This window comes from Roseicyclus mahoneyensis, from assembly GCF_003148775.1.
Lineage (GTDB): Bacteria > Pseudomonadota > Alphaproteobacteria > Rhodobacterales > Rhodobacteraceae > Roseicyclus > Roseicyclus mahoneyensis.
Genome location: NZ_QGGW01000009.1, coordinates 92,785 through 104,052 on the forward strand (window position 1 = coordinate 92,785; position 11,268 = coordinate 104,052).

Sequence of the window (11,268 nt, forward strand, 5' to 3'; positions counted from 1 at the left end):
ATGGAGAATTCGATCTTTGTCCGCAACCGGTCGGTTCCGATCTTCATCGGTGTGCTGACGCTTCTGGCCATCGCCGTCACCGTCCTGTCCGAAGGCTATGGCACCGGCGCCTTGTCCGTCAGCTTCACCAAGGTTCTGGGCATGACGCTGTGCCTGTGTCTGGCCGCGCTCGCCATGGATCTGGTCTGGGGCTATTGCGGCATCCTCAGCCTCGGGCATTTCGCCTTTTTCGGGCTGGGCGGCTACATGATCGGCATGTGGCTGATGACAGCCCGCACCGAACAGGTGGTGCGCGCCAACCTGCAAAATGCGGTGATCCCGCCCACCGAGGCCGAAATCAGCGCCGCCACCGCGTCGCAGATCTTTTCGGTCGTGGGCGCGACGGATTGGCCATGGATGTGGGCGGCCTCGGACAGCCTGATCCTGAGCCTGTTGCTGGTTGTGCTGGTGCCGGGACTGCTGGCGCTGGTTTTCGGCTGGCTGGCGTTTCGCAGCCGGGTCACGGGCGTCTACCTGTCGATCCTGACGCAGGCGATGACGCTCGCGCTGTCGCTTTACCTGTTCCAGAACGACACGGGCCTACGTGGAAACAATGGCCTGTCTGGCCTGCAGAATATCCCCGGTTTGGAAACAGTGGGTCAGGATCGCATCTCGATCTGGTTCTTCTGGGGCTCCGCCCTTGCGCTTGGTCTGGCCTATATCGGTGCTGCCTGGATGGTGTCGGGCAAGTTCGGCAGCATCGTCCGCGGCATCCGCGACGATGAGCAGCGCGTGCGGTTCCTGGGCTACCGGGTCGAGGTCTACAAACTGTTCATCTTCACCTTCACCGGCATGCTCTGCGGCATCGCAGGCGCGCTCTACTATCCGCAGGCGGGGATCATCAACCCTGATGAAATTGCCCCCATCGCCTCGATCTATCTGGCGGTCTGGGTCGCCATCGGCGGGCGCGGGCGACTTTACGGGGCGGTCATCGGGGCGGCGGTCGTGTCGCTTCTGTCGACCTATTTCACCGGCGGGCGCGCGCCCAACCTGAACCTTGGCCTCTTCACCATCGACTGGGTCGATTGGTGGCCCGTGCTCTTGGGTCTGGGCTTCGTCTTGGTCACGCTCTTCGCACCCAAAGGTCTTGGCGGGCTGGTCGACGTCATTGTGCGAAAGGACCGCAGATGAGCACGCTTCTGGAGGTGCAGGGTATCTCTGTCAGTTTCGACGGGTTTCGGGCCATCAACAATCTGAGCTTCGTGATCGGACTGCCCGAGATGCGCGCCGTGATCGGACCCAATGGCGCGGGCAAGACGACCTTCATGGATATCGTGACCGGCAAAACCCGGCCCGACAGCGGCACCGTGCGCTGGGGCGAGACGGGCACATCGCTGCTGTCCATGTCCGAGGCGCAGATTGCGCAGGCGGGCGTGGGCCGCAAATTCCAGCGCCCGACAGTGTTCGAGGATCAGACCGTCTGGGACAACCTGCGCCTGTCGCTGAAAAAACCGCGCGGGCCGATCGCCGCGCTGATGGACCGCGTGACCGAAGCCGACCGCACCCGCATCAGTGAGGTCGCTGCCGAGATCGGGCTTGCCGACCACCTTGACCGCCCGGCGGGCATCCTGAGCCACGGGCAGAAGCAATGGCTGGAAATCGGCATGCTGCTGGCGCAGGACCCCAAGCTCTTGTTGGTCGATGAACCCGCCGCCGGCATGACGACCGAGGAACGCGAACACACCACGGCGCTCTTGAAACGGCTGGCGCAAAACCATGCCGTCGTCGTGGTCGAACACGACATGGAGTTTGTCCGCCGGCTGGAGTGTCGTGTCACCGTGTTGCACGAGGGATCGGTCTTGGCCGAAGGATCGCTCGATCATGTGATGGCCGATCAACGCGTCATCGAAGTCTATCTGGGGCGCTGAGATCATGCTGGAAACCCGCGACCTCACGCTCCACTACAGCGGCAGTCAGATCCTGAACGGCGTGTCCCTGACAGCCGAAAAGGGGCAGGTGACCTGCGTCATGGGCACCAATGGCGTCGGCAAGACATCCCTGATGAAGGCTATTTCCGGCACGCATCAACGCTCCGGCGGGGAGATCCTGTTCGAGGGGAAGGCCCTGCCCAAACTGCCCTCGCACAAGCTGGCGCAGATGGGCGTGGGCTATGTGCCGCAAGGCCGGATGATATTTCCGCTGCTCACCGTGCGCGAGAATCTGGAAACCGGTCTCGCCTGCCTGCCGCGCGGGGGCCGCGTGGTGCCCGAGCGCATCTACGAGATGTTCCCGGTCCTGAAAGAGATGCAGAACCGGCGCGGCGGCGACCTGTCAGGGGGCCAGCAGCAGCAATTGGCGATCGGCCGCGCGCTGGTCACGCGGCCAAAGCTCTTGCTGATGGACGAGCCGACCGAGGGCATCCAGCCCAACATCATCCAGCTGATCGGGCGCGTGATCGAACAGCTGCGCGCCGAGGGCGAGATGGCGATCGTTCTGGTCGAACAGTATTTCGATTTCGCCTTCGATCTCGCCGACCGCTTCTATGTGCTGAGCCGGGGCGAGACCGTGTTTTCCGCGCGCAAGGCCGAAACCACGCGGGATGCCGTGCAGGCGGCGTTCAACCCGCACGGCTGATGCGGGGATCAGGCCGCCGCTTCGTTCTCGAAGGTCGCGGCGAATTTCTCGAAGAACGACGCCGACAGCTTCTTGGCCGTGCCCTGGATCAGACGGCTGCCAAGCTGCGCCAGCTTGCCGCCGATCTCGGCCTTGGCGGTGTAGCTCAAGGTCGTCACGCCCGGCTCCGCCTCTACCAGCGTCACATCGGCCCCGCCGCGCGCAAAGCCCGCGGGCCCACCGCTGCCCTCGCCGGTCAGCGAAAAACCACCCGGTGCGTTGGTGGTGTCGAGCGTCACCTTGCCGGTGAAGCGTGCCTTTACCGGGCCGACCTTGAGCACCACCTTGGCTTCCAATTCGGTCGGCGAATGCATGATCAGCTCTTCGCAGCCCGGGATGCATTGTTTGAGAATCTCTGGGTCGTTCAGCGCGGCATAGACGCGGTCGCGGGGCGCGTTGATGACGATCTCGTCGGCCAATTCCATGGGGTCAGTCCTTTCAGCAACAGGGAAACTTGATCCGCGCCAGCACATCGGCCTGCGCAGGTGTCAGGGGCGGAAACAGACGGGCGAGCAGGCCGCCGGGGCGGGCAACGACCGGGGCGGGTGCGGGCAGAATATCTTGCATCATGCCACCGCGCCTGCGCGGCGGACCTGCACGATCTGGGCGAGGATCGACAGGGCTATCTCCTCGGGGGTCGTGGCGCCGATATGCAGGCCCGCAGGCGCGACCAGCTGGGCCAGCGCCTCTGGATCGGCACCCTTGGTGGCAAGGCTTTCCTTGAGCGTCGCGGATTTGCGCGCGCTACCGACAAAGGCGGTGAAGCGTGCGCGGCAGGCCAGCGCGCGGCTCAGCGCTGCGGCGTCGCCCCTGCCTTGTGTGGCCACGACCACGAAGATGTCGCGCGGGCTGTCCCCTTCGGGCAGATCACCGGCGACGCGGAAATCGAAGCTGCGCGCGAGCGTCGACAAGGCGCGGGCGACAGGACCATCGCCCAAGATCACAAGGTCGGGCGAGGGCACGAAAGGTTCCACATAGATGTCGAGCGATCCCTTGCTGGCGCAGCCGTTGCGCTCATAAACCATACCGTCGCGGATCTCGCAGGGCTCCACCCCTTCGGCGGCCAGCCGGTCATCGGGGCGCAGCGCGACCAGCACCGGCTCATTGCGCTCGATGGCCTTTTTCGCCGCCCGACCGATCGCGCCCCGTGCACAGCCGCCGCCGACCCAGCCTTCGAGGATCTCGCCCTCGGCCGAGACGATGGCCTTGGCGCCCGCCTTGGCCGATGTGGCATCAACCGTGCGCACGACGGTCGCAAAGGCATGGGGCGTGCCCGCGTCGCGCAACCGGCGGCGGGTGTCATCGAGCGCGTCCATGTCGGGGGGGGCCAGCTTCATATCCGGTCAAGCTCCTGCGCAAGCGCCGCGATGCGGTCGAGCGTGTTGGCGGGGTGAAAGGCGTCGAGATGCGGAAGGGCCGCGGCCATGCCCTGCGCGACCGGGGCGTAATCGGCCCAGCCGGCCAAGGGGTTCAGCCAGACGATGCGGCACCCCCGGCGCTTGAGTTCGACCAGCGCGTCGCCGATTTCGGCACCCTCGCCGGTGTCGTAACCATCAGACAAGATGAACACGATTGTCCGCCCATCGACGAAACGGCGGGCATAGGTCCGGGCAAAACGCGTCAGGTTTTCCCCGATCCTCGAGCCGCCGCCAAACCCATCGGACAGCAGCGTCAGCTTGTTCAGCGTGCGCATCGGATCGGGGTCGCGCATCGCCTCGGTGATCCGCACAAGGCGGGTGTGGAACAGGTAGGCATCGGCGGTGGCGTCGTGGCGCATCAGGCCGACCAAAAAGGCAAGGAAGGGCCGCGCATAGGCCACCATCGAGCCCGACACATCGCACAGCGCCGCAATCTTGACGGGGCGGTCCGGCCTTGTGCGGCGTGGCAGGTGCAGCGGCTCGCCCCCGGTGGCAAGGCTTTGGCGCAGCGCGCGGCGCAGGTCGATCTGCGCGCCCTTGCGTGCCGCGCGACGGCGGCGGGACCGGCGGTCGCGCAAGGCACGGCCAAGGGCTTGGGCCACGCGTTCTGCTTGTGCGATATCCTCGCGGCTGACGATGTCGCGCAGGTCTTTCTTCATCAGGCTGTCGACACCCGTGGCCACCAGCCGCCCCTCGCCGCCGCCCTCGGCCTGCCCTTCGTCACTGCCATCCGGCGCGTGGCGCTCGCCTGCCCCCGCAGCCTCGGGACCTTCGGCGGTGGCGGTGCTGCGGGTGTGGGACAGGTTCGCGTCGCCGCCGGGCGCCATGCGGGTCGCCACCCGCCCGCCGTTCAGCCAAAAAGCATCAAACATCGCGTCGAACGCCCGCGCCTCATCCGCCGATCCGGTGCAAACGGCGCGCAAAGCCATCCGCGCCTCGGCGGGATTGCTCGCCTGCACCTGCGCAAGGGCGGCCAGCGCGGTCTCGGCCTCGCCCACGCCCAGCCGCAAACCATTGCCACGCAGATGCGCCATGAAGCCCGCCACCCGCGCGGCGGGGCCCGCATCGCGCGTGGCGAATTTCGTGACGCGGGTCATGCCGCGACACCCGCCAGCCGCTGCGCGACCTCGGTGGTGAAATTGGCGCGGTCGCGCTGCGTCTTGAGCAGCGTCGCAAGGCTCGCCTGCAAGATCACCGGATCATCGGTCAGGTCATTGACGCCAAGCCCCGCAAGCGCGGCGGCGAAATCCAGCATCTCGGCGATGCCGGGCTTTTTCTCGAGTTCTTCCTTCCGCACCGATTGCACGAAGCCCACGATCTGCGCAGCCAGATGGGCTTCGATCTGGGGGCAGCGGCTGGCGATGATGGCGATTTCCGTCGCGCGGTCTGGATAGTCGACATAGGCGTAAAGGCAGCGACGGCGCAAAGCGTCCGACAGGTCGCGTGTGCCGTTCGCGGTCAGGATCACGATGGGCCGGGCGGTCGCGGTGATGGTGCCCAATTCGGGAATGGTGATCTGGAAATCCGACAGAACTTCCAACAGATAGGCCTCGAATTCCTCATCCGCGCGGTCGATCTCGTCGATCAGCAGGACGGGCGGCATCTCCTGCGTGATCGCTTCGAGAAGTGGGCGCTTCAGCAGGTAATCCTCGGAAAAGATCCGTTCCTCGACGGCCTTGCCGGTCTCGCCCGCCTCGGCGCTGGCGCGGATCGCCAGCAACTGCCGCTGGTAGTTCCATTCGTAGATGGCGTGGCTGGCGTCCAACCCCTCGTAGCATTGCAGCCGGATCAAACGCGCCTCGCGGGCTGCGGCCAGCGCGCGCGCCACCTCGGTCTTGCCGACGCCCGCCGCCCCTTCGAGCAGCAGGGGTCGGCCCAAGGCCACGGCCAAGGCAAGCGCCATCGCCAGATCGGGCGCGGCGACATAGCCCTGCCGGGCGAGGTCATCGGTGAGGGTTTGCCAATCTGCCATAAGTCAGTGGCGGGGACGCGATACGCCCCCGCCCTCCTGTTTCAGCCGTGCAGGCCAAGACCGTTGGCGATCTTCCAGATCCGCCAATGGTCGTGCGGCATATGGCTCTGGCGCAAGCCAAAGGCCCGGAACGCGTCATGCACCGCATTCGAGAAGGCCGGCACACCGCCCACGTTCGGGCTTTCGCCCACGCCCTTGGCCCCGATCGGGTGATGCGGGCTGGGGGTCGTCGTGTGGTCGGTCGTGTAATGCGGCGTTTCCCACGCGGTCGGCACGAAGAAATCCATCAGCGTGCCGGTCTTGCAGTTGCCCATCTCGTCATAGGCAATCTCTTGCCCCATCGCGATCGCCAGTGCCTCGGTCAGACCGCCATGCACCTGCCCCTCGATGATCATCGGGTTGATGCGGGTGCCGCAATCGTCCAGCGCGTAGAACTGCCGGATCTCGTGCACACCGGTATCCACGTCGATTTCCATCACGCAGATATAGGCCCCGAACGGGTAGGTCATGTTCGGCGGGTCGTAATAGCTGACCGCCTCAAGCCCCGGTTCCAGACCCGGAATGGCCTGATTGTAGGAGGCGAAGGCGATTTCCTTCATCGTCTTGAAGCGCTCGGGCGCGCCCTTGACCACGAAACGGTCCACGTCCCATTCCAGATCGTTGTCGTGGACCTCGAGCAGATAGGCCGCGATCATCTGCGCCTTGGCGCGGATCTTGCGGCCCGCCATCGCCGTTGCGGCACCGGCCACGGGGGTGGAGCGGGAGCCGTAAGTGCCGAGGCCATAGGGGGCAGTATCGGTATCGCCTTCCTCGACGGTGATGCTGTCGGCAGGCAGGCCGATTTCCGACGCAAGGATTTGGGCAAAGGTCGTCGCATGCCCCTGCCCTTGCGAAATCGTGCCCAGCCGCGCGATGGCCGATCCGGTGGGGTGGATGCGGATCTCGCAGCTGTCGAACATGCCAAGCCCAAGAATGTCGCAGTTCTTGACCGGCCCCGCCCCCACGATTTCCGTGAAATGCGTCAGGCCTATGCCCAGCAGTTTCCGCGTCTCGCCCCGCTTGAAGGCTTCGACCCGCTCGGCCTGTTCCTTTCGCAGCCCCTCGTAATCGACCGCCGCCAGCGCCTTGTCCCACGCGGTGTGATAGTCGCCACTGTCGTATTCCCAGCCCAAGGCCGAGTGATACGGGAACTGATCCGCCTTGATGAAGTTGATACGCCGCAGTTCTGCCGCGTCCATCCCCAGCTCGATGGCAAGGATTTCAACCATCCGCTCGATGAAATAGGCCGCTTCCGTCACGCGGAAGGAACACCGGTAAGCCACGCCACCAGGTGCCTTGTTGGTGTAGACGCCATCGACGGCCAGATAGGCTACGGGGATGTCATAGGACCCGGTGCAGATGTTGAAGAAGCCCGCCGGGAATTTGGTCGGGTCGGCGCAGGCGTCGAACCCGCCATGGTCGGCGGTGACATGGCACCAGAGGCCGGTGATCTTGCCTTCCTTGGTGGCCGCGATCTTGCCCTTCATCCAGTAGTCGCGGGCGAAGGCCGTGGTCATCAGGTTGTCCATCCGGTCCTCGACCCATTTCACCGGCTTGCCGGTGACGATGGAGGCGACGACCGAACAGACATAGCCCGGATAGGCGCCGACCTTGTTGCCAAAACCGCCGCCGATATCGGGCGAGATCACGCGGATGTTGTGTTCCTCGATGCCGGAAATCAGCGACACAACGGTGCGGATCGCATGGGGCGCCTGGAACGTTCCATAAAGCGTCAGCTTACCGTTCACCTTGTCCATGCTGGCCACGCAGCCGCAGGGTTCCAGCGGGCAAGGATGGGTGCGGTGGTAGTAGACCATTTCCTCGGCCACCACATCGGCCCCCGCCAGAACAGCCTCGGTTGCGTCCTTGTCGCCCTGTTCCCAGGTGAAGATGTGGTTGTGGTGTTTGCGGGGGCCATGCGCGCCCACCATCTTGCCTTCGAGGTCTTCGCGCAGCACCGGCGCATCGGGTAGCAGCGCCTTGAACGGGTCCACGACGACGGGCAGCTCAGAATATTCGACTTCGACGGCCTCGATCCCGTCGGCGGCGGCGTAGCGGTCGGTCGCCACGACGAAGGCCACCTCCTGCCCCTGATAGAGCACCTTGCCATCGGCCAGCACCATCTGCTTGTCGCCCGCGAGCGTCGGCATCCAGTGCAGGCCAAGCGGCGCCAGATCGGCGGCCGTCAGCACGGCCAGAACGCCCGGAACCTTCAGCGCTGCCTCGGTGTTGATCGACACGACGCGGGCATGGGCGTAGGGGCTGCGGACGAAGTCGCCAAAGAGCATGCCGGGCATCTTGATGTCGTCAACGTAGTTGCCCTTGCCTTGTGTAAAGCGCGCATCCTCGACGCGCTTACGCTGGGAACCCACGCCCTTGAGCTTCTCGACGCGGTCCTCGCGGCTGATCGGGGTCTGATCGGTCATTCCGCGGCCTCCTGGCTGGCATTCATCACCGCGGCGGCGGCGAGAATGGATTTCACGATGTTCTGGTAGCCCGTGCAGCGGCAGAGGTTGCCGGCGATGCCGAAGCGGACCTCTTCCTCGGTCGGGTTCGGGATTTCCTGCAGCAACCGGTGCGCGCGGGTGATCATGCCCGGCGTGCAATAGCCGCACTGAAGCCCGTGATGTTCCTTGAACATCTCTTGCAGGATATGAAGCTTGCCGGGTTCGCCCAAGCCTTCGACGGTGGTGATCTCCTTGCCCGCGACCTGCGCAGTGAAGACGGTGCAGGCCTTGATCGACCGCCCGTCGATATCGACGGTGCACGCACCGCAATGGCTGGTTTCACAGCCCACATGCGGGCCGGTGATGTTGAGCTGCTCGCGCAGGGTGTGGATCAACAATTCGCGCGGTTCGGCCAGAATGTCCTTGGCCTCGCCGTTCACGGTGATCTGGTAATGCTGCTTGCCCATGGCTGGCGTCCTCCTCAGGCGCGGCTGACGGCGCGCAGGATGGCGCGGCGGATGATGATGCCGGCCACGTGCATCTTGAACGCAACGGGGCCACGGTTGTCCTCGGTCGGGTCGATGGCGGCAGTCGCTGCGGCCACGGCCGCGTCGATGGCGGCGGTATCGCAAGCCGTTCCCACTAGCGCCGCGCCTGCCTCCTCCGACCAAATCGGGGTATCGGCAAGGTTGGTCATGGCGATCGAGGCGGCGGTGCAAGTGCCGCCTTCCATCGTCACCAGCGCGCCGCAGGCTGCGGTGGCATAGTCACCGATCTTGCGCTTCTGCTTCTCATAGGCGTAGCCGCCCGTGTTCACGTCGAAGGAGATCGCGGTCAGGATCTCATCATCGGCGCGCGCGGTCATGTAAGCGGCCTCGTAATAGTCGCGCGCGGCGACCTCGCGGCTGCCGTCCGGTCCCACCAGATGCAGCGTCGCATCAAGGCATTGCATCAACCCCGGCATGTCGTTGCCTGGATCGCCATTGGCGACATTGCCGCCGACGGTGCCCATGTAGCGCACCTGCGGGTCGGCGATCTGGAGCGCCGCTTCGCGCAAGATCGGCGCGGCCTGCGCCAGCCCGTCATGCACAATAAGATCGTGCTGCGTGGTCATCGCGCCGATGGTGACGCGGCCGCCCTCGATGCGGATGCCCGACAGGTCCGCAATGTCCTGAAGATCGACCAGATGCGAAACCGCCGCCATGCGGAGTTTCATCATCGGAATGAGGCTGTGGCCGCCGGCCAGAACGCGCGCCTCGTCGCCATGCTCCGACAGGAGCGCGATCGCGGACGCCACGTCTGCCGGTCGATGGTACTCGAACCGTGCAGGTATCATGTCTTCCTCCCTTGTGCGCGCTATTGACGCACTCGCCCCATCTGTATGCGGCGGTGTGCGCAGGGCGAGGCGGAAATGAACGACGCGAGACGGACGCTTCACGAACTGCGAAATGGCTGCACGAGTTGCGAGGTCACAGTCCCAGCAGGTCCCGCACCTCGCTCAGGCGCGAGCGGCTGACCGGAACCTTGCCAAGAGACGGGACACCTTCGAAATAGATCACGCCGCTGTCCTTGAGACGTTCAAAGCTGGTCACATGGGCGGGATTGACCAGATAACTGCGGTGAACCCTGACGAAATCAGTACCGTCCAGCCGCTTTTCCGCCTCGGATATCGACCAGGGGCAAAACACCCGCTCGGCCCCACGATAGAGAATCGTGTAATGCCCCTCGGCCCGGAATGCGGCGATGGAGGCAGGCTCAGCGAACAGGGTCCGCCCGTCGCGTTCATAGGGCACAGGCTGAAGGCGGCGGGCAGGCTCAGGTGGTTCGGGCGCGATGGGGGTCGGCGCGGGCACCATTCCAACATCGACGACCGCCTCTCCTTCCGCCGCTTCGGGAAAGAAAGTGGCACCTGCCAGCAAGAAGGCACCGCAGATCACAAAGGCCGCAAGCGTCACCACGATGGCCAGCGTTTCGTTGCCGAGGATCAGGTCGAACTCTGGCAGCGGCGCCTCGAGGAAACTGGTGTTCCAGATGGCGATATAATGCAACGCGACCACCGCAAGCGCGAAACACAGCGTACCCAGAAGGACATTGCGACGCGTCCGATCCCAATAGGCGATCCAGACCGCCAAGGTGGCCAGCACCAGCGAAATGGTGACCGAGATGACAATACCGCCAAGCGTGTATTCAGCAACACAGGCCTGCATCCCCGCCATGCCGGTGTAATGCATGCCGAGGATACCCGTGCCCACGACCAGACCCGCAACGGTGATGCGCACGGGCGTGCGTTTGCGAAAATGCAGAATGATCAGGCCCAGCCCCACCACAAGGATACCAAGCAGCGCCGAGATCAACGTCACCAGCGGATCGTAGAAGAACAGGATCGGCAGTTGCAGGCCCAGCATGGCGACGAAATGCATCGACCAGATGCCGCCGCCCAGAACGAGCGCGGAGAGCGCGACCCGCAGCTTGCGTTCGCCCGCAGGCACGCGGGACAGGCCACGCGCCATGGACAGACCCGTAAAGCCCGCCATCAGCGCAATCGCGAAGGACGCGAGCACCAGCCATGCATTGTGTGAAAAGTCCAATGGCACGACCTCGCCCCTCCCCTGGCTTGCCCGTGTCTGCCAGTGGCGCGATGCGCGATGCGCCCCCAGCCCGCCAACTGTGTCCGAGCGTCGGGCTACGCGCAAGAAGGCGATTGGGCAAAGGACCGGCTCTAGGGGCGGACAACGATCTT

12 protein-coding genes are annotated in these 11,268 nt (G+C 64.9%); 3 read left to right on the plus strand and 9 right to left on the minus strand.

From position 1 onward, the window contains the following. From urtC to urtE, 3 genes are read left to right on the plus strand one after another with little or no spacing between them, the layout of a single operon-like run. Entirely contained in the window at window positions 1-1,170 is a 1,170-nt protein-coding gene (urtC, locus tag C7455_RS16240; protein WP_109670004.1) for an urea ABC transporter permease subunit UrtC, read from the plus strand. Beyond that, on the plus strand, window positions 1,167-1,907 hold the full coding sequence (gene urtD / locus C7455_RS16245; RefSeq protein ID WP_109670006.1) for an urea ABC transporter ATP-binding protein UrtD: 741 nt from the start codon (window positions 1,167-1,169) through the stop codon (window positions 1,905-1,907). Before urtC ends, urtD begins: the two co-directional genes overlap by 4 nt. Before the next feature lie 4 nt (window positions 1,908-1,911). After that, window positions 1,912-2,613 (plus strand): urea ABC transporter ATP-binding subunit UrtE, encoded by a 702-nt coding sequence (gene urtE / locus C7455_RS16250; protein WP_109670008.1) that lies wholly within the window; start codon window positions 1,912-1,914, stop codon window positions 2,611-2,613. An 8-nt stretch (window positions 2,614-2,621) separates the two neighbouring features. Here the strand turns inward: urtE and C7455_RS16255 are convergent, their stop codons facing one another. The 9 genes from C7455_RS16255 to C7455_RS16290 form a co-directional block, all read right to left on the minus strand. Next, on the minus strand, window positions 2,622-3,077 hold the full coding sequence (locus C7455_RS16255; protein ID WP_109670010.1) for an SRPBCC family protein: 456 nt from the start codon (window positions 3,075-3,077) through the stop codon (window positions 2,622-2,624). 13 nt (window positions 3,078-3,090) lie between these two features. Continuing rightward, on the minus strand, window positions 3,091-3,222 hold the full coding sequence (locus C7455_RS20625) for a hypothetical protein (protein WP_281269421.1): 132 nt from the start codon (window positions 3,220-3,222) through the stop codon (window positions 3,091-3,093). After that, window positions 3,219-3,989: an XdhC family protein gene (locus tag C7455_RS16260; RefSeq protein WP_245904379.1), complete on the minus strand. Its 771-nt coding sequence runs from the start codon at window positions 3,987-3,989 to the stop codon at window positions 3,219-3,221. The genes C7455_RS20625 and C7455_RS16260 overlap by 4 nt, the downstream gene beginning before the upstream one ends. Beyond that, on the minus strand, window positions 3,986-5,167 hold the full coding sequence (locus C7455_RS16265) for a vWA domain-containing protein (protein ID WP_109670012.1): 1,182 nt from the start codon (window positions 5,165-5,167) through the stop codon (window positions 3,986-3,988). The genes C7455_RS16260 and C7455_RS16265 overlap by 4 nt, the downstream gene beginning before the upstream one ends. Next, window positions 5,164-6,042 carry an AAA family ATPase gene (locus C7455_RS16270; protein ID WP_109670013.1) on the minus strand — a complete coding sequence of 293 codons (879 nt, stop codon included), beginning with the start codon at window positions 6,040-6,042 and terminating at the stop codon, window positions 5,164-5,166. Before C7455_RS16270 ends, C7455_RS16265 begins: the two co-directional genes overlap by 4 nt. A 41-nt stretch (window positions 6,043-6,083) precedes the next feature. Further along, entirely contained in the window at window positions 6,084-8,507 is a 2,424-nt protein-coding gene (locus C7455_RS16275) for an aerobic carbon-monoxide dehydrogenase large subunit (RefSeq protein WP_109670015.1), read from the minus strand. Next, entirely contained in the window at window positions 8,504-8,995 is a 492-nt protein-coding gene (locus C7455_RS16280) for a (2Fe-2S)-binding protein (protein WP_109670017.1), read from the minus strand. Before C7455_RS16280 ends, C7455_RS16275 begins: the two co-directional genes overlap by 4 nt. Window positions 8,996-9,009: 14 nt before the next feature. Beyond that, the gene (locus C7455_RS16285) at window positions 9,010-9,864 is read right to left on the minus strand and encodes an FAD binding domain-containing protein (protein WP_109670019.1); all 855 of its coding nucleotides are present in this window, start codon (window positions 9,862-9,864) and stop codon (window positions 9,010-9,012) included. A 133-nt stretch (window positions 9,865-9,997) separates the two neighbouring features. Further along, complete coding sequence (locus C7455_RS16290; RefSeq protein WP_245904380.1) at window positions 9,998-11,122, minus strand: MHYT domain-containing protein; 1,125 nt, start codon at window positions 11,120-11,122, stop codon at window positions 9,998-10,000. Between the last annotated feature and the right edge of the window lie 146 nt (window positions 11,123-11,268).

What these genes read in the sequence shown, in the direction of transcription:
- C7455_RS16285 (WP_109670019.1), bottom strand. Translation starts at nt 9,864, where the DNA reads ATGATACCTGCACGGTTCGAGTACCATCGACCGGCAGACGTGGCGTCC.
- urtC (WP_109670004.1), top strand. Translation starts at nt 1, where the DNA reads ATGGAGAATTCGATCTTTGTCCGCAACCGGTCGGTTCCGATCTTCATC.
- C7455_RS16260 (WP_245904379.1), bottom strand. Translation starts at nt 3,989, where the DNA reads ATGAAGCTGGCCCCCCCCGACATGGACGCGCTCGATGACACCCGCCGC.
- urtE (WP_109670008.1), top strand. Translation starts at nt 1,912, where the DNA reads ATGCTGGAAACCCGCGACCTCACGCTCCACTACAGCGGCAGTCAGATC.
- C7455_RS16280 (WP_109670017.1), bottom strand. Translation starts at nt 8,995, where the DNA reads ATGGGCAAGCAGCATTACCAGATCACCGTGAACGGCGAGGCCAAGGAC.
- urtD (WP_109670006.1), top strand. Translation starts at nt 1,167, where the DNA reads ATGAGCACGCTTCTGGAGGTGCAGGGTATCTCTGTCAGTTTCGACGGG.
- C7455_RS16255 (WP_109670010.1), bottom strand. Translation starts at nt 3,077, where the DNA reads ATGGAATTGGCCGACGAGATCGTCATCAACGCGCCCCGCGACCGCGTC.
- C7455_RS16265 (WP_109670012.1), bottom strand. Translation starts at nt 5,167, where the DNA reads ATGACCCGCGTCACGAAATTCGCCACGCGCGATGCGGGCCCCGCCGCG.
- C7455_RS16270 (WP_109670013.1), bottom strand. Translation starts at nt 6,042, where the DNA reads ATGGCAGATTGGCAAACCCTCACCGATGACCTCGCCCGGCAGGGCTAT.
- C7455_RS16275 (WP_109670015.1), bottom strand. Translation starts at nt 8,507, where the DNA reads ATGACCGATCAGACCCCGATCAGCCGCGAGGACCGCGTCGAGAAGCTC.
- C7455_RS20625 (WP_281269421.1), bottom strand. Translation starts at nt 3,222, where the DNA reads ATGATGCAAGATATTCTGCCCGCACCCGCCCCGGTCGTTGCCCGCCCC.